This is a genomic window from Halomonas ventosae (genome assembly GCF_004363555.1).
Lineage (GTDB): Bacteria > Pseudomonadota > Gammaproteobacteria > Pseudomonadales > Halomonadaceae > Halomonas > Halomonas ventosae.
In genome coordinates this window covers 1-18,003 of the sequence record NZ_SNZJ01000028.1, presented here as the reverse complement: position 1 = coordinate 18,003, position 18,003 = coordinate 1, and the positions used below count along the sequence as shown (strand labels likewise).

15 protein-coding genes are annotated in these 18,003 nt (G+C 63.8%); 14 read left to right on the top strand and 1 reads right to left on the bottom strand.

Going from position 1 to position 18,003, the window contains the following annotated elements:
• Nucleotides 1-21 precede the first annotated feature (21 nt).
• From DFP85_RS18090 to DFP85_RS18030, 14 genes are all read left to right on the top strand, one after another.
• Complete coding sequence (locus tag DFP85_RS18090; RefSeq protein ID WP_133637813.1) at nucleotides 22-687, top strand: fumarylacetoacetate hydrolase family protein; 666 nt, start codon at nucleotides 22-24, stop codon at nucleotides 685-687.
• A 412-nt stretch (nucleotides 688-1,099) separates the two neighbouring features.
• Complete coding sequence (locus DFP85_RS18085; protein WP_133637812.1) at nucleotides 1,100-2,338, top strand: tyrosine-type recombinase/integrase; 1,239 nt, start codon at nucleotides 1,100-1,102, stop codon at nucleotides 2,336-2,338.
• 258 nt (nucleotides 2,339-2,596) lie between these two features.
• On the top strand, nucleotides 2,597-2,818 hold the full coding sequence (locus tag DFP85_RS18080) for a helix-turn-helix domain-containing protein (protein ID WP_133637811.1): 222 nt from the start codon (nucleotides 2,597-2,599) through the stop codon (nucleotides 2,816-2,818).
• On the top strand, nucleotides 2,815-3,489 hold the full coding sequence (locus tag DFP85_RS18075) for a primase/helicase family protein (protein WP_133637810.1): 675 nt from the start codon (nucleotides 2,815-2,817) through the stop codon (nucleotides 3,487-3,489). The genes DFP85_RS18080 and DFP85_RS18075 overlap by 4 nt, the downstream gene beginning before the upstream one ends.
• A gap of 1 nt (nucleotide 3,490) precedes the next feature.
• A complete protein-coding gene (locus tag DFP85_RS18070) occupies nucleotides 3,491-5,290 on the top strand; it encodes a DUF927 domain-containing protein (protein WP_133637809.1) in 1,800 nt (599 codons plus the stop codon).
• A complete protein-coding gene (locus tag DFP85_RS18065; RefSeq protein ID WP_133637808.1) occupies nucleotides 5,287-5,982 on the top strand; it encodes an HNH endonuclease family protein in 696 nt (231 codons plus the stop codon). Before DFP85_RS18070 ends, DFP85_RS18065 begins: the two co-directional genes overlap by 4 nt.
• A 382-nt stretch (nucleotides 5,983-6,364) precedes the next feature.
• Nucleotides 6,365-6,493: a hypothetical protein gene (locus DFP85_RS19250; protein ID WP_279512955.1), complete on the top strand. Its 129-nt coding sequence runs from the start codon at nucleotides 6,365-6,367 to the stop codon at nucleotides 6,491-6,493.
• Nucleotides 6,494-6,780: 287 nt separating this feature from the next.
• The gene (gene cas3 / locus DFP85_RS18060) at nucleotides 6,781-9,372 is read left to right on the top strand and encodes a CRISPR-associated helicase Cas3' (RefSeq protein WP_133637807.1); all 2,592 of its coding nucleotides are present in this window, start codon (nucleotides 6,781-6,783) and stop codon (nucleotides 9,370-9,372) included.
• A gap of 4 nt (nucleotides 9,373-9,376) precedes the next feature.
• Nucleotides 9,377-10,975: a type I-E CRISPR-associated protein Cse1/CasA gene (gene casA, locus DFP85_RS18055; protein WP_166644664.1), complete on the top strand. Its 1,599-nt coding sequence runs from the start codon at nucleotides 9,377-9,379 to the stop codon at nucleotides 10,973-10,975.
• Nucleotides 10,975-11,529 (top strand): type I-E CRISPR-associated protein Cse2/CasB, encoded by a 555-nt coding sequence (gene casB / locus DFP85_RS18050; protein ID WP_133637805.1) that lies wholly within the window; start codon nucleotides 10,975-10,977, stop codon nucleotides 11,527-11,529. The genes casA and casB overlap by 1 nt, the downstream gene beginning before the upstream one ends.
• Nucleotides 11,526-12,191, top strand: coding sequence for a type I-E CRISPR-associated protein Cas6/Cse3/CasE (gene cas6e / locus DFP85_RS18045; RefSeq protein ID WP_133637804.1), 666 nt, complete (start codon nucleotides 11,526-11,528; stop codon nucleotides 12,189-12,191). Before casB ends, cas6e begins: the two co-directional genes overlap by 4 nt.
• Before the next feature lie 33 nt (nucleotides 12,192-12,224).
• Nucleotides 12,225-13,274, top strand: coding sequence for a type I-E CRISPR-associated protein Cas7/Cse4/CasC (gene cas7e / locus DFP85_RS18040; RefSeq protein WP_133637803.1), 1,050 nt, complete (start codon nucleotides 12,225-12,227; stop codon nucleotides 13,272-13,274).
• Nucleotides 13,275-13,281: 7 nt separating this feature from the next.
• Nucleotides 13,282-13,995, top strand: a complete 714-nt coding sequence (cas5e, locus tag DFP85_RS18035) for a type I-E CRISPR-associated protein Cas5/CasD (RefSeq protein WP_133637802.1) — start codon at nucleotides 13,282-13,284, stop codon at nucleotides 13,993-13,995.
• Nucleotides 13,996-15,549: 1,554 nt separating this feature from the next.
• Nucleotides 15,550-16,014: a hypothetical protein gene (locus DFP85_RS18030; RefSeq protein WP_133637801.1), complete on the top strand. Its 465-nt coding sequence runs from the start codon at nucleotides 15,550-15,552 to the stop codon at nucleotides 16,012-16,014.
• A gap of 1,610 nt (nucleotides 16,015-17,624) precedes the next feature.
• Here DFP85_RS18030 and DFP85_RS19005 read toward each other — a convergent pair.
• On the bottom strand, nucleotides 17,625-18,003 hold a 379-nt coding region (locus DFP85_RS19005; protein ID WP_208108547.1), incomplete at its 5' end, for a hypothetical protein.

Here is an 18,003-nt window from a genome sequence, read left to right as displayed (position 1 = left end):
ACCAGAAGGAGAAGAACCGCCATGCGTTTCGTGCCCCGTTTCACCGATGGCCAGCCATTTCCCGAGCCGCTGGGCAAGATCGTCTGCGTCGGCCGAAACTACGCCGACCATGCCCGGGAGCTGGACAACCCGGTGCCCAGCGAGCCGCTGCTCTTCATCAAGCCGGCGACGGCTGCCGTCCCGCTGGAGCAGCCGGTCGACGCCCCCTTTGCGCGGGGCGAGGTGCACTACGAGACGGAGCTGGCGCTGCTGATCGGCGAGGAGCTCTCCCACGTCACCGCCGACGAGGCCGAGCGCGGCATCGTCGGCATCGGGCTGGCCCTGGACCTGACCCTGCGTGACGTCCAGTCGCGCCTCAAGGAGAAGGGGCACCCCTGGGAGATCGCCAAGGCCTTCGACGGCGCCTGCCCGCTCTCGTCCTTCCTGTCGCTCTCTCAGGTGCCCAACTGGAGCGGGCTCGCTTTCACCCTGGCGGTGAACGGCGAGCCGCGCCAGCACGGCGAGGGGGCGGACATGCTCTTCCCGGTGGCGACCCTGGTGGCGGAGATGAGCCGCCACTTCACCCTGCAGCCGGGCGACGTGGTATTGACCGGCACCCCGGCCGGGGTGGGGCCGCTGGAGCGAGGCGCGACGCTGCACTTCACCCTCACCGGCGGGCTGGAGATCACCACCCGCGTGGTGGAGTAGGGGACGCCGCGCCAGCCCCCAACGGCGACGCCCCGCAGGCAAGGCTGCGGGGCGTCGTCGCGTTCCGGGCAGGGTGCCCTCACTCCAGGTAGGTAATGGATTCATAACTCCACTATGTCTCAGTATAAGTCGATGCCTTGATTTCCATGGGGTTTCTCTCCCCTTGACTAATATGGTGGTCTATCCGGATGTGTGGTTATATGCTGCGTATGTGATTACCAGATCGGATAGGCCCCATGCTAACCGCGCTCAATAGACGGCATCGCTCAGAATTCACCTCCACCCATATCGTTTTCAGGTGGGCCGCATGGGCCACATGGGCCAGAGGCTCTAGGACGCGGGCTACAGCCGGCCCCCGGGTGGCCCCTCTGGATTTCCATAGGGGCCACCCCTGCCGAACTGGAGGTGCCCCATGCTGACTACTGATCGCCAGCTCGCAGCACTCAAGCCTCGGGATAAGGTGTACTGGCAAGCCGTGTCATCGCCCCATGGAGGGGGGCTGGCGCTTCGAGTCACGCCTACTGGGTCGAAGGCCTGGTACCACCGCTACCGATTCGGCGGGAAGGCCGACAGCCTCAAGCTGGGTAGATATCCAACTATGGGGCTTCAGGAGGCCCGTCAGGCGCATGGGGAGGCGCACGGACTGCTTCACGAGGGTATCAACCCCAAGCGCCAGCAGCGCCAGCAGAGGGCCGAGAACCTGGCCGCCTGGACCATGGGTGAGCTGTTCGACGCCTGGCTGCCGATCTACTCGACCGCGCCTACAGGATCGACCCGCCGTCCGCCGTCTGAAGACACGGTGAAGCTGCATCGCTGGCGTTGGAACCGTTACCTGAAGAAACCCCTAGGCGACCTGCTGGTCCGATCCATGATCCGCAAGCTCGTGAGCGTGGAGATCGCCACCATCGCCGAGGGATCTCGAGCAGATGCCCGGAAGTGCCTCTCGATGCTGCGAGCCATGTTCGACTTCGCTGAGGCGCGTGGGCAGATCGAAGAGAACCCGACCGCCGGCATCCAGCCCTCCAAGGTCGGCGCCACCCGCGACCGGCCTCGAGAGCGCGTTCTGAGCATCGCAGAGCTGAGCCTTCTGTGGCGTGAGATCGACGGCACGATGCTGCATCCGTCCGTGGCTGCGGCTCTCAAGATGCTGATCCTGACCGGCCAGCGGCGGGGCGAGCTGGTGGCGATGCGATGGGAGGACTTGGACCTTGAGGCCGGCGTCTGGACGATCCCGGCGGCTGACACCAAGGCTCATCGAGGGCAGACCGTCTACCTTCCTGGCCTGGCCATCGGCATCCTCGACGCACTCCCGCGAAAGGGCGACCGCGTCTTCATTGGCAGATTCGGTGACCCGATGAGTACCGACGCGCCGACCAAGGCTGTCCAGCGTCTCCGCAGGGCTCTCGAGATCCCGAGCTTCACCGCCCACGACCTGCGTCGCAGCGTGGCGACCGGCATGGCGAAGCACTGCGGCGTGCAGCCCCACGTGATCGAGCTTGTCTTGAACCATGCGCACGAGAACCCGCTGGTCGGCGTGTACCAGCGGCACGACTATGCCGAGGAGCAGCGGAAGGCGTGGCAGGCATGGGGGGAGTTGATCGAGCACCAGGTAGCCCGAGGCGGCGAGAAGGTCGTTCCGATCAGGGCTTGAAAGAATGGGTGCACAACCGAGGTTATCAAGATGGCAAGCTCGCCGGGACGTGTTAGTTTTATCTGGCTACTGGATAAGTGCCCAGCACAAACAGGCCTATGACCCATCAGCCGCCAAGCACCAAGGTCATAAGCCCATCACCGCCAGCAGGCGATGTGATTCGCAGATGCTTTGAGCATCTCAGGTGAGGATACATATTTCTTTGAACACCTGTCAATCACTCCCGCCCGCTGGCTCCTCGAACAAGGAGCCACGCACATGTCATCCGCTGAAACCGTCCCGAAGCGCTACCTTTCCACCGGCGAGGCCGCCGCGTACCTGGGGCTCAGTCCGAACTCAGTGAACCAGAGCAGGTGGAGCAAGCGCCTGTGTGGCAACACCGCCCCGCCTCATATCACCCTCGGTCGACGAGTGATGTACCGGATCGAGGACCTCGACGCATGGGTTGAGTCCAACGCAGTCGAAGGAGGTGCCCAATGAGTCGAGGACAGGCGTTCCAGGCAATTGCAGCCGAGAAGGCGAACGATCTTTGGGATGGAGCATCGCAGGCCGACCCTGGACACCCCGTACTCGTGGACAGGAAGATCAGCCCGCACGGAATGCGGCAGCTCCAGGATACGCTTCTGGTGCCGCTGTATCGCGACCCCACCCTGACGCCGATGCCGACCCGGTACGACCTTGTGAACCTCCTCCACGTTTTCCCCGAGGGTTTCGAAAGCCTTGTGCACATCGAGGAAAATTCTCCCCACGGAGGCACGCGGCGCCGCGAGATAGGCGGCAATGGCTTGATGGTGGTATTCAGCCGCCCGGAGAAACCCGAGATCGGAGATCTGGTAGGGCCTGAGACCGAGTATCTCGATGGCCTTCTGGCTGGCGTGGGCCGCGTCTATGCCTGTGCGGGCTGGCTCGAGGCCTCGACTCTGCACGAGATCACCCAGCGCCCTGTTGTTGGCGCCTGGAAGCCTGCGGATCTGCCCGAGATCGTTAAGTCGCTGCGGAAGAATCTGCCGGATACGGTGGAGATCGTCGTAGTCGGTGAAGGCGAGGTGGCAGAGGAGGCTGCTTTCTTGATTCGGGCCAGCCGAATCGTGCCGTCTTGCGGCTGCTGCGAGACGTTCGCCGATGCCCACTTGAAGCACCTGGAGGCGTGACATGGGCGCAAATGAAAAACAGCCCGGTGGGGGCCGGGCTGCCAATTTGAGCAACATCGAAAAGATCAAAGCAGAGTCTCCTTATAGCACCGACGCTCGCCAAAAGTCTCCCAAGGAAAACCGTCCTTTCTTCGCGAATTACGCCATAGCGACGAAGTTCGGGAAGCCCGGCCTGTATTTCCACGGCCTGAGGCCGTCCAAGAGCGGCGATCCCGAGCCGTTCGACGCCTGGGTCTGCGGGCCCATCGAAGCCTTGGCCGCAAGCTGCGACGAGCGAGGCGATAACCACGGGCTCCTGCTTCGCTTCAAGCCGGCTCGAGGGCCCTGGCGCCAGTGGGCGGTACCGATGGCCATGCTCAAGGGCAGCGGTGAAGAGTTGCGAGGTGAGCTGCTCAGCATGGGCCTTCGCCTCAATCCCAATGCCCACAAGCGGCTGAACGAGTGGCTGGCGCAGGCAGAACCCGAGCGTCATGTGATCGCTGCTACCCGTGTCGGTTGGCACGACCTTGAAGGTAGCCGGGCCTTCGTGTTGCCCAGGAAGACCATCATGCCGGGCAACTTGGGCGAAAAGATCACCTTCCAGGCCGAGCACGCCACGGACGAATACACCGCAGCCGGCACCCTGGAGAACTGGCGCCAAGAAATTGGCATCTTGTGCCGGGGGAACCCGATGCCGGTGCTGGCAGTGTCGGCGGCGCTCGCGGGGCCTCTGCTTCACCTAGCCCACCGAGAGACCGCCGGCATTCACTTTGTTGGTGACTCATCCTGCGGCAAGACCACCTGCCTGGAGGCCGCGGCGAGCGTCTGGGGAGGCCCCGACTTCAAGCGCACCTGGCGTGCTACTGGCAACGGACTGGAGGGCATCGCGGCAGCCCTGAGCGATACGGCACTGATTCTCGACGAGATCGGCGAGGCCGACGGTCGGGAGATCGGGTCGATGATCTACTCCCTGGGGAACGGGGTCGGCAAGACCCGAGCTACTCGCACCGGTACCGCGAAACAGCCGCAGCGGTGGCGCTTGGCGATCTTGAGCAGTGGCGAGCGCACCCTCGAGGCTCAGATGATCGAGGCTGAGAAGAGGCCCAATACCGGTCAGGCCGCTCGGCTCCTCAACGTTCCTGTCCAGCGCCAGCATGGTGTATTCGACACCCTGCACCACCTGCCCGATGGTCGAGCCCTCAGCGACCACCTCAAGGAAGCGGTAAGGCGGTGCTACGGCACTCTCGGCCCCGCCTTCGTCGAGCGCCTGGTTCACGAAGAACGTGATCTGGCTGGTGAAGTGGCCTGCCTTGCCGGGCAATTCGATTCAACCAATCCCTTCCAGGGGCGAGCCGCCTCGACGCTGGCGCTTATCGCCCTCGCGGGTGAGCTGGCGACCGAGTACGGGCTCACCGGCTGGCAGAAGGGCGACGCACTGGAGGCTGCCATCCTGGCCTTCGACACCTGGAAGAAGGGCCAGGGTGGTACCCAGACCGAGCACCAGAAGATCCTGGCCAACGTGCGCGGCTTCCTTGAGAAGCATGGTGACTCACGCTTCTCTTATATTGAGGCAACGCACCCCGTGAACAACCGGACCGGCTGGTGGCGTGATGATGTCAATGGACGGGTCTACTTCTTCAACCGCGAGGGTCTCAAGGAAGCACTGGGCGGATTCGATACCCGCCGGGGGCTGGACGCTCTTGACGCTGCCGGCTGGATAGTCGAGCGCGATGGGAGCGCAAGGTCTACGAAGCTCAGGATCCGGGGTCAGCGTCCTCGCCTCTATGCGATCCGTCCTGCCGACGAGGAGTCGTTGTCATGAACAAGATCGCTTTCGAAGGGGCTGGCAAGATCACAAGGGCAGGGAGCAGGTGGGTCATCCAGAGTCTCACGAAGATCGATCTGGATACGCCATGCCTCCTTTGGCCCAAGGCCCGCAACGCCCGGGGCTACGGCATCGCCTACTCTGATGAAACCGGCGGAAGGGTTCGAGTTCATCGTGCTGCCTACTGCCTTGCGAATGGAGTGACTCACGAGGAGATTGCCGGCCAGCAGGCTCGGCACCTTTGCCACAATCCGTCGTGCATTAGCCCGATGCATGTGGAGTTGGGTACCGCCGCTGAAAACGCCGCCGACTCAATCCGCGATGGGCGCACCGGCACTGGATTCAATGTGCCTGTGGATGCACATGTCGGCGTCAAAGTGCCCGGATTGCTAAAGCAGCGGCTCGACTCTACCGGATCAATCTCTAGAGCGGCCCGGGAGGCGATCATGGGCTATCTCCAGAAGCCCTCTAGTGTCATCCATGTCGCCGAGAGATACGATGCCCAGATCGGCATCCGCCTTCCTGAGCGCCTTGTTGGCGTTCTCACTGTGGAAGCAGAACTGCAGGATGCCAGCGTCAGCGAACTCATTAGGACGGCCCTCTTGCTGGCGCATGGCGACGGACTCAACCGTCTCGATCAGCCCACCAATACCTCATGCATGCTTGCTACTAGGGCCCGTTCTGCATAGCTGCGACCTCGTGCCAATGCAATGCGGGAAGCCGGCATGACTCTGGCTGCCATTGCCGGCGAACTTAGGGTTTCTTAATGTGTAATCCATAGACCTTGAACCCCCTCCCTGAGCCATAGCATCCCGATACCAACCGGTGGGGCTGCTTTCCCAGCCTTTATGGCGACCAAATCACAAGGTTATGTCAAGGGTCTGGTAAGGCTTGGTGAGCCCTAAGATTCGACTAAGGTTTACTGCGGAGTAGGCCGGAGGTGCATCAAGCACCAAGCTGTCAAGATCAAGAGGGCCTGGAGGTGTCCTCAAAAACGAGGCAATTCACATTGCGCGACCTGAGGCGGAATCATAATTTCTTTATACCCGGCAACTGGAGGAGGACTACGTCATGTTCCATGAACAGCTGAAGCAAAACGCCCGTGACATCGCCGCCCTGGAGAAGCGCCTGGCAGAGCTCGAGCGACTGTTCCATGAAAAGCGTCAGCAAAGGGCCAGCTTGGTAAGTCTGCTGCAGTGAAGGGAAGGGAGGGGGCGACAAGCCTCCGCAGTCCGTGTGCCTGTCCTGCTGGGTGCCATCCGTGGCGAGGTATCATCCCTGAAGCCATAGGGTGCTGCGAGCTATTAGACAGCTGTGCTGAAAACTTCCGGCGACACCCGCCTCAAGCATGGACCAGAAGCCCACCGCTGGATGTAAGAGATAAGCGATAGTTGATGTAAGCCTGGTTGACTCCACCGCTTCCCTGCGTCTCACTGGCTGGATAGCTGGCACTTTCAGCTCCGGTCCAGAGAGTGGAGTTCTTCTGCATGCGGCGACCACCGACGAGAGCCAAGGTAGCCTCGCTCCCCGCCGTTCCCTATGAGCAGTGCCCCGCCAAGACCTTCGTGACCGATGCTGGCAATGTCACCTGTGGACGCAACGTCTTCAACCACTGCCAGATCGTGGGCGAGGTCGCGAGGGCCCTCGTGACCCGCTATGGCGCCCCCCTTAAAGCCCACCTCTTTCCCAACGGTGCCGAACTGGTGGCCGCCTGCCACGACATCGGCAAGGTCAGCCCCACCTTTGTGGAGAAGCTCTATCGCGCTGCGGGGCGAGGGACCCACTCCCATCCGTCGCTGGCCAACGTCGATCCAGGGCTTGAGCGTCAATGGGGAGGACATGCCGGCGTCAGCCAGGTGGCCGCCAAGGCCATGAAGGTGCCGGCCCGGATCCCCGAGGTCCTGGGGCAGCATCATGGCTACTCGCCCCCGGTGGCCGACAAGCGCGCCCAAGATGACCGGTTTGGTGGTCCTCCCTGGCAAGGGGAGCGGGAGCGCCTGGTGGAGGCTCTCAAAAGCGCCTTGCAGAGCGAGTGGCCCGAGTCGCTGACGCCCACCCAGGCGCGTGTGCTCGCAGGCCTTACCACGGTGGCCGACTGGATCGGCTCGGGCCAGTTCTTCGAGGACCCCGCCGCCGACTGGAAGCCGCGCGTCGGCCAGGCCATCGAGGAGGCGGGGTTCCTCCCTGTAACGGTCACACCGGACCTGGCCTTCGGGGACATCTTCCCGTTTCACCCCAATGCGGCCCAGACTCGGCTCGCGGAGGTGGCCAGTCACCCCGGTGTCTACTTGCTCGAGGCGCCGATGGGGATGGGCAAGACCGAGGCAGCGCTCTACGTTGCCTACCAGCAGCTGGCCCAGGGACAGGCGAGCGGCGTCTACTTCGCGCTCCCCACCCAGCTGACGTCCAACCGGATTTATACCCGTTTCAACGCCTTCCTGGACGCGATCCTGCCCCCCGGTGCCCCTCACCGGGGACTGCTGCTGCACGGCCTTGCCTGGCTCGTCGAGACCGAGATGGGGGAGGAAGGACGCCCCGGGGGAGCCTGGTTCAACCAGGCCAAGCGGGGGCTGCTGGCACCCTTCGCCGTGGGCACCTTGGACCAGGCACTGATGGCGGTCATGAACGTCAAGCATGGCTTCGTCCGGGCCTTTGGCCTCGCCGGCAAGGTCGTCATCCTGGACGAGGTGCACACCTACGATGCCTATACCGGAACCTTGCTGGACGCGCTGATTGGCTTCCTGCGCGAGGCCGGCTGCACCGTGATCATCCTGACGGCGACCCTGGCGCGCGAGCGTCGCCAGCAGTTGCTGGGGGTCGAAGTCGAAAACAACCCTTACCCCCTCATTACCGCGTGTCCGGCCGCAGGCGATCCTGTCGAGGTCGCTCTGCCCAAGCCTCCCGCGAAATCGGTCGCCGTGAACCTGGTGGATCGGGACGAGGTGGCTATCGAGGAGGCCCTATCGAGGGCGGAAGCCGGGCAGCAGGTGCTCTGGATCGAGAACACCGTGGGGGAGGCCCAGGAGCGCTTCCGTGTCCTGGCCGCGAGGTCGGCGGAGTTGGGGCTCGAGGTCGGGCTGCTGCACTCCCGCTTCACGCCCCAGCACCGCTCGGCTCGGGAGGACACCTGGGTGACCCTCTACGGCAACAAGGCATGGGAGGAGCGAACCAGCACCGGGCGGCTGCTGGTCGGGACCCAGGTGCTGGAGCAGTCGCTCGACATCGACGCCGACTTCCTAGTCAGCCGTTTCTGCCCGACCGACATGCTCCTCCAGCGACTAGGGAGGCTGTGGCGCCACGAGGACACGCCCAGGCCCGCAGGGAGCCTCCAGGAGGCCTGGCTGCTGGCGCCGGAGCTGGCGCCGGCCATCGCCCAGCCCGATAGCGCCTTCGGCGTCACAGCGGCCGTCTACAGCCCCTATGTGCTGTGTCGCAGCCTCGAGCTGTGGCTGGGCCGAGAGGCGGTCACCCTTCCCGACGACATCCGCCCCCTGATCGATGCCACCTACGCCAGCCGGGAGGAGGTCGGCGACATGGCGCGCTGGTACCGAGAGCTGCAGGAAGGCAATCGTCGGCGCACGGGGCGGCGAGCCATGGAGCAGCTGGCACGAGGCGCCCTGGCCGAGGGTGGCAAGACCCTGGCAGAGCACAAGGCCGGTACCCGCTACAGTGACATCGACTCGGTGGAGGTGCTGTTGCTCCGCGACGTTATCCCCGATACCGGGCGACGGGGCACCCAACTGGTCCTGCTGGATGGCGAGCAGCACTGGCTGCCCTGGGATCGCCACACGTTGAGCAGGTCTCAGTGGCGTGACCTCAGTGCGGCCCTGACGCGCCAGCAGGTCCGTGTCCCGATCTACCACGCACCGGCCACGACCGCCCTCAGCACGCTGCGTCACCACGGCTTCCATCACTGTTTCTACCTGGGCCAGCCGGAGGCCGACGAGGCCCTGTTGAGGGTAGCCCTGGTGGACGAGGCGGGCACCCTGACGGGACTGAGCGGGGAGCCGGCGCATGACCGCTACCGGCTTGCCTACCGAGAGGACCTGGGCTTCCAGGCCATCCGCGACAAGGACTGAACATATGGAGAACCGCTTCAACCTGATCGACGAGCCCTGGATCCCGGTGGCCGACGTCGGCCGAGTCAGCCTGCGGGAGGTCTTCGCCCGACCCGACCTGCGAGCCCTGGGCGGCAACCCCATCCAGAAGCTGGCGCTGACCAAGCTGCTGCTCTCCATCGCCCAGGCAGCCTGCACGCCCGATGACGAGGCCGAATGGGCCGAACGGGGGGTGGAGGGGCTGTCCGCCCGCTGCCTGGACTACCTGGAGGAGTGGCACGGCAGCTTCTACCTGCAGGGTGAGCGTCCCTTCCTGCAGGTGCCAGCCGTGGCGGACTGCATCGCCGAGCGCACCGAGCGCAGGCTCGAGGCCGCCAAGACCAAGGGCAAACGCGAGGAGGCCATCGCCTCGGGACAGCCGCGCTCGCTGGGGGCGGGCTTCTATCCCGATATGCCCTCGGCCAACAATACCCTGCTCTCGCACACCCTGTTCGAGAAGCCCATGGACGACGCGGATCAGGCGGTCTTCCTGGTGACCCTGATGAACTTCGCCTTCGGTGGGAAACGGGTCGAGGGCGACCTGACCTCCCTGGCGGGGCGGGCGTTGGGCAACCGCTACAGCGCGCCGGCCGGCCCGAGCCTCGGAGGGTGGACGGGGCAACTGCACACCTTGGTGACGACGGGTGACCTGCGCCGCGACCTCTGGATCAACCTGATGACCCGGGAGGCCATCGCTGCCGCCAACCGCTGGCCCGAGGGCGTGGGTCGCCCCGTCTGGGAGGCCATGCCGGCCCATGAGGAGGACGACCGTGCCGAGGCCTTGAAGCGCAGCTACCAGAGCTGCCTGGTGGCCCTGTCGCGATTCGCCTTGCTCCAGGAGGGCGGCATCTTCTACCTCGACGGGATCAACTATCCCGGCATCAAGGAGGGCTGGTTCGAGCCTTCCCTGCTGCTCGACCAGAGCGGCAAGGACATCAAGGTCAAGTACGTGAACCTCGACCGCAAGCCGTGGCGGGAACTGCATGCCTTCCTCGACTTCCTCTCCCTGAGCGAGCGTTCGGGGTTCGAGAGCCTGGGACTGCAACAGGGCGTCAGTCGCATGCGCGACCTCGGCGAGTCGCTGTGTATCTGGACCGGGGGGCTCAAGGTCAGCGCCAACTCCGGTGACCAGTCGGTGAAGCAGGCCGATGACTTCCTCGAGTCCATGGTCTGGCTGCAGGGGAGCGACCTTGGCGCCGACTGGCTCGACAACCTCAAGCATGAGATGGCCGGCCTGGAGCAGCTCAGCCGGAAGCTCTACGCCTGTGTGCGGGACTACTACCGTGACCTCAAGGCGACCCCGGACATGGCAGCCGCCCAGGCAGATCGCGCCAGCCACCTCTTTTGGCAGCTATGCGAACGAGACTTTTCCGCGCTGACCGAACACTGTGACCCCGGCGAGGAAGGTGCCGCCATGCGACGGGCACTGCGTCGGCGGTTCTTCGGCCACGTCACCAACTGCTTCGAACAGTGTGCCCCGCGGGAGACCGCGCGCCAGCTTGAGGTATGGGCCCGTCGCCAGCCTCGACCCGGTACTTATCTCGACTCGCCCCGGCAGACACCCACTGAGCCCCAGGAGGCATGATGGAACAGAGCACCCCAGCGCGTCCCAGGAGGGCTGAGCGCTTCGTCAGTTACCTTCTGGAACGCACTCAGCATGACAAGGGCCTGGCCGCGAGGCTTCGCCGGGCCGACAACCCGGCCACGGAATACCAGAGCTGGGAGGTGCTGGCCCAGTTTGGCGTCGAGCTGGAGTGGCCCTCTCAGCGGCTTCCCTATGCCACGGTGGCAGCGGCCATGACCCGGGCCAAGGCCGAGCGCAACGGCCGCCTCTCACTGGGCACGGCGCTGGCCAGGTGCTACGAGGGGGGCGCCGAGAGTTCTCCCGCGAAGGCGCGCCTGCGTCGTCTGCTGGCCTGCGAGGAAGTCGAAGAGCTCTGCAGCGTGATACGTCCGGTGCTGATGCTCATCCACTCCAAGCAGGGCGCGGTGCTCAACTACGCAAGCCTGCTGGAGGAGCTGCTGTGGTTCCATAGCTCAGGGGAACGGACACGAGCCCGCTGGGCACAGGACTTTTATCATCGCCCCCAGGGAAGCGTGGAGAGTGGCGCGCCTGAGGCCGGGGAGGCGAGTCAATGAGCCAGCCAACGCTCTACGCCAGCGTCCTGCATCTCGACCGGCATGCCATTCAGGCCCTCAAGATCACCGACCCCTACTCGCTGCATCGGGTCGTCTACAGCCTCTTTGACGACGTGCGCAGCCAGGCCGACAAGCAGGGTCACACCCCCAGCGGGATCGTCTATGCCGACAAGGGCGGCAACCGCCTGGGGCGACAGGTGATGATGCTCTCCGACCGGAAGCCGGCCGATGGCATCCCGGTCGAGGAGGAGCGCCTCGGGGAAGTGCAGTGCAAACCCATCCCGGCGGGCTTCCTCGATCACCCGCGCTACCAGTTCCAGGTGGCGATCAATCCCACCCGTCGCGAGAACGCCACCGGCAAACGCCTCCCGGTGAAAGGGCGCGAGGCCATCACCGAGTGGTTTCTCGAGCGCTGCGAGCCCAGTTGGGGGTTCCGGGCCCTACCCTCCACGCTTGAGCTTGGCCGTGTCGATGTCGAGCAGTTCCAGGGCAAGCAGGACCGGACGATCACCGTGGCCAAGGCCCACCTGCGCGGCGTCCTGGAGGTCACGGACGCGCAGCAATTCCGTCAGAGCTTCGCACGAGGCATCGGCCGAGCGCGGGCCTTCGGCTGCGGCCTGCTGCAGATCGTCCCTGTCCTCGACAGCCCCTTCGCGGAATAAGCCCTCACCCGACCCAGATAAGGATGTTGTCTCATGACCCAACCGTTTCGGAACACCCGTATCGAATTCCATATCCTGCAGTCCTTTCCGGTCTCCTGCCTGAACCGGGATGATGTCGGCGCACCCAAGACGGCGCGCATCGGCGGGGTGACCCGTGCCCGGGTCAGCTCGCAGTGCTGGAAGCGCCAGGTGAGGCTGGCCCTGCGCGAGCTGGGGGTTCCCATGGGGACCCGCACCAAGAAGGTGACGGCGTTGCTGGCCGAGGCCTGCCGAACGCGGGGCGCCAGCGAGGAGGCCGCCGAGGCCTGTGGCAAGGCGATGGCCGACAGCCTGACGGATGACACCCTGCTGTTCATCAGCGACAGCGAGGCCCAGGCGTTCGCGGGCCATGCCGCCGAGCAAGAATTCGATGCCGGCAAGATCAAGGACAAGGAGCTGTTCAAGCTCGCCAAGAAGGTGATGAACCCGGCCATGGACGCCCTCGACATCGCCCTGTTCGGGCGCATGGTCGCCAAGGCGCCGGAACTGAACGTCGAGGCCGCGAGTGCCTTCTCCCATGCTATCTCGACCCACAAGGTCAACAACGAGGTGGAGTTCTTCACAGCCCTGGATGACCACGCCAGTGAGCCCGGTTCTTCCCACATGGGCAGCCTCGAGTTCAATGCGGCGACCTACTACCGCTACATCAGCTTGGATCTGGGGCAGCTGGCGCAGAGCCTGGAGGCCGACCAGCTCAAGACGGCCATCGATGCCTTCACCAAGGCGCTATTCGTGGCCATCCCCGATGCCCGCCAGGCCACCATGTCAGGCGCCAGCCCCTGGGACTACGCACGGGTAATGGTCCGGCGTGGCCAGCGGCTGCAGGTGCCCTTCGAGGCCCCCATCAAGGCCCAGGGAGACGGCTACCTAGCGCCCAGCAAGGCAGCCCTGAACGACTACCTCGACCAGAAAGAAAAGATGGTCGGCTCGCTGTTCGGCAAGCAGGGTGACTACCGCTGGGGCGACGACGAGGCCTTCAGTCTGGACGACCTGAGTGCCGCCCTGCAGGGTCACGTGGACCGCCTCGACGACCAGGCGGCCTGAGGTGACCATGAGTGATCCGTATCTGTTGCTGTGGCTGGAGGCCCCGCTCCAGGCCTGGGGGCATGACTCCCGCTTCGGGCGCCGCGATACCCTGGACTTCCCGACCCGTTCCGGGGTCCTGGGCCTGATCTGTTGCGCCCTGGGTGCCGGCGGTGAGCAGCGCGACCTGCTGGCACGGCTGGCGGCCGGGGAGATGCACGTCGAGGCCTATGTCCCGACCGATCTCAACGGCAACCCCCAGCCCAGGCCACCGCTGCTCAGGGACTTCCACATGGTGGGCAGCGGCTATGACACCGAGGATCCCTGGGAGAGCCTGATGGTGCCCAAGACGGCCGAGGGCAAGAAGGCCGTGGGCGGTGGCACCAAGATGACCTACCGCTACGCGCTCCAGGACATGGCGTTCGCCGTGGCGCTTCAGGTGCCCGCCGACCTGGCCGGGGAGATCGGCCAGGCGCTGGTGGCACCGGCCTGGGATCTCTACCTCGGTCGTAAGCACTGCGTGCCCACCGAGCTCATCTACCAGGGGCAGTTCCCCACGGTCGACGAGTCGGTCGAACATGCCCGGGAATTGGCCAGGAGCAAGCAGCGAGCCTTCAGCTTCCGAGTCCAGGAGGGCGAGCACGAGGGGGAGGTGCTGACCCTGAACGACGTGCCCCTACAGTTCGGCACCGACAAGCGCTACCGGGATCGACGGGTGACCGTTCAGGACTGGCAGCCGTGACCATTGCTTGACCCTGTTCTTTAAGAATCTATGCCATGAATCCCCCATGCTCGTGGGGGTGTTTCCAAGCAGGTGACCGACACCACCGGCAACCTGCAGTCATCCCCACGCCCGTGGGGGTGTTTCCGAGCGCGTCGGCAAGCACGACCGCCAGGCGCTGTCTTCCCCGCGCCCGCGGGGGTGTTTCCTGGTGCACCGGGGCGTAAGTCGTGTTCGTGCCGTCTTCCCCGTGCCCGCGGGGGTGTTTCCCCCTGGCGCGTTGCTTTCTGCTCCTGGCGAGCGCCTTCCCCGCACCCGCGGGGGTGTTTCTCACGACCTGGTGACCGGCATCTTCGACCGCCTGCCTTCCCCGCACCCGCGGGGGTGTTTCTTCGACGCGCTCCACGGTATCGGCGTAGGCGCCGTCCTCCCCACGCAGGTGGGGGTGTTTCCCACTGCGGATCTTTGCTCCGATACGCCCGCAGGTCTTCCCCGCGCCCGCGGGGGTGTTTCCCCCTGGAAGAAGGAAAGCCGAAACCTGACGCGGCCTTCCCCGCGACCGCGGGGGTGTTTCTGCGCCAAGCGGGCGATTTATCGAGTTCACCGTGCCTTCCCCGCGACCGCGGGAGTGTTTCTATCTCGTCAGCGACCTACTACAGCCGGCTGCAGCCTTCCCCGCGACCGCGGGGGTGTTTCCCCATGGGCCTGCGCAGCGATGTACAGACCGACGCCTTCCCCGCGACCGCGGGGGTGTTTCCCACTGCGGGTCTTTCGAGCGATACGCTCGCAGGCCTTCCCCGCGACCGCGGGGGTGTTTCCACGGCATCGTGTCGCGTCTGGCAGACGATGTAGCCTTCCCCGCGACCGCGGGGGTGTTTCTTACGCAGGCATCCGCTACAAGCCGGGGCGCTCGCCTTCCCCGCGCCCGCGGGGGTGTTTCCATCGCCGACCAGCATGGCATTGCAGAGGGCACGCCTTCCCCGCGCCCGCGGGGGTGTTTCCAGGTCGCTGCCCTGTGCCGTCGCCCTGCTGATGTCTTCCCCGCGCCCGCGGGGGTGTTTCCATCTCCGCCGCCACCTTGATCTTCACGCGAGCGTCTTCCCCGCGCCCGCGGGGGTGTTTCCGAGGCCTCGAAGGTGGTGGCGTCGCCGCTGTCGTCTTCCCCGCGCCCGCGGGGGTGTTTCCGAGGCCTCGAAGGTGGTGGCGTCGCCGCTGTCGTCTTCCCCGCGCCCGCGGGGGTGTTTCCGATGTGGAGTCCATTTCCTCTGTCCCGATTCTGTCTTCCCCGCGCCCGCGGGGGTGTTTCCTGGACATTGTTCTGGAACGCCGTGGTGCTGCCGTCTTCCCCGCGCCCGCGGGGGTGTTTCCAGGGTTACGTCGACGTTGGGGTCGCCCGGCGGGTCCTCCCCACGCTCGTGGGGGTGTTTCCTGCTCCCAGGTCATGGCGCGGATCGGCAGGACGTCCTCCCCACGGCCGTGGGGATGTTTCTGTCACTGATGCGAGCAAAGACGAGCTGACCCTCCCCCTAGTTTAGGTCCGCTGAGGGGTAAAGGTTGGCATGGTGAAAACAATTTATGATATTGTTTTTCTTGGTAATTTATAATGAATTGGAGGTGGGGATGAAAATATTTTATTCGGCAGTCTTTGGATCTGTACTTTTAATTTCAGGCTGCGCAACCACGCCTGTCCCAACAGACGCTGCTCTGGAAGTGCCACAATCTAAAGTGCTGAATGAACGGTTCCAAATGCAAGAAGAGGGCATGGGTCAGGTTGTTGTGAAGCGGGATAGTGGTATGTCAGGTTCGGCATGTGACTCTCGTGTTTATGCAAATAGAGAGCCCGTTGCTGAAATTGGTCCGAGCGAAAAAGTGACATTTTATCTTCCACTGGGTCGTCAAATGTTAGCAGCAAAAGCTACAGGGGTATGCGCTGGAGGACTCGTTGAAATAGAAGCCAGTGTTGAAAAGGGTGTTCCTGAGGTATATCGGGTAAGTTATGGTAGTAACGGAGAATTTTCTATACAAAGAACTGCATTTTAGACTTGGAAGAGATTGTAGCCGCGCCCTGACATAGAGGTGGCTGGTGGTCGCGGTCTACTTTATCCCGCTTATTTGTCGCGGCATGGCCTAATAAGCCCACAATGTCGCCATCGGCGAGCTCAAGGTGATGGCGGTTTGGACGTTCATTGGCTGGGCGGCGGCCTTAGTGATGGCCTGTATGGATAAGCCCGAGTGCGTGCAGACACTCATTATCCAGACTATCGCACCCCGGCGTTTGAGCAATCTAGGCCAGGCCACGGCCTTAGTCGCTTGACGAATGGGGGCGCTTGTCGATCATCTGAAAAATAACGGTTTTGACAGCGTATCTGATCAGGCTGAGTTCTATTTGCTCAAGGAGGATGACGGCAAGTAGCGAGTGATTCGCCCTCTTGTTCACTAATTATCGCAACTCTGCTATCAGCAGGGTAACCTGAGATGATCCGCAGCGGACAGCCGGCAATGCCCGCCAGAAGCCTGGCAGCTAGGGCGGTGAAAGGGATTCCGGTGCAACGTCGTCTAGCGTGACAGCCAAGCGCGTTTCAAGTATCTGGGCAGGTATTGGGATTTTCTGTTAAAAGTCATTCAGGTCACTAACTCTCTTGAAGTCGTAACGGATTCAAATTTATGCCCCTGGAGGTGTTTCCGAGACGACATAGACGCCTGCGGTGGATGACACGTCCTCCCAACGCCCGTGGGGGTGTTTCCCAGACGCGGGACAAAGTCGAGGCCACGAATCCGTCCTCCCCACTCCCGTGGGGGTGTTTCCCCTGGTGCCCATCATGAAACGATCCGCTGCTAGTCCTCCCCGCGACTGTGGGGGTGTTTCCGAGACGCCGGATGCGCCACTGCTTGTGGATATGTCCTCCCCACGCTGTGGGGGTGTTTCCAAGTCGCAGCAGAGCTTCTGTGCCAGGTGGTGGTCCTCCCCATGCTCGTGGGGGTGTTTCCCGCACTGCGTCCGTGCGACTGGTCAAGCTACCGTCTTCCCCACGCCCTGGGGGTGTTTCCGACCACTATAACCCCGTGTGTTCCGAGATTCGGTCCTGCCCACCCTCGTGGGGGTGTTTCCTCGAAGAAGGGCGCCCAGGCGTTCAGGAAGCTATCATTCTCAGGCCCGTGGGGGTGTTTCCTGGGACCGCGTGTACGGGCGCGAGGTAGTCCGGTCCTCCCCACGCTTGTGGGGGTGTTTCCGACCCTGAGTACAAGGATTGGCAGGCGCCGACGATTTCCCCACTCCAGTGGGGGTGTTTCCCAGGTCCCGCATTCTTCCAGGACCAGCAGGCCGTCCTCCCCACGCTCGTGGGGGTGTTTCCAACCGCACTCCGAAGCACACAAAGGTGATCACGACCTCCCCGCGCCCGCGGGGGTGTTTCCCAGAGCAACGGTCAGGAGATCTCGACCGAGGAGTCTTCCCCGCGCCAGCGGGGGTGTTTCTTTGGCCATCGGTAGAGAGCCGAGGAAAGACATAGTCCTCCCCACGCCCGTGGGGGTGTTTCAATAAGCAGGGTGTCGGAGGCATCGGCGGCTGCGCCGTGTTGACCAAGGTCCTCAAGGAGGGTGTGACACTCCTCAACGCCTTATCAGTCAAGATCGACAATTTCCTGGCCGGCTTACTGCCGACGCTCTACAGTTCCTTCGGGTTCGAGACTGCCTGAACCGCCCCGTTCAACCCTAAGTTCATAACCAAGACCCAGATCAAGGACGCCGTCCAGTTCTGGAAGGACACCACCCTCGGCTTCGACCCCAAGAAGGGCATGCCTGAGATCGCATTCATAGAGTGGAGGAGCACCGATGCCGACCGAGAAGGCCTCAGCGCAAGATATCTCGACAGCCGTCCTGCGGGTAACCTCCCGAGAGGAGCTGAGAGCAATGCCGCCACAGGTGTCGACGCCGAAGCTATAAGTCCGTAAATCATCAAAACAGATTGTCCCCCCGACCCGCATGACCTTTCCTTGCTGGTGACCAAACCTGTAAGGGCCGCGCCATGCT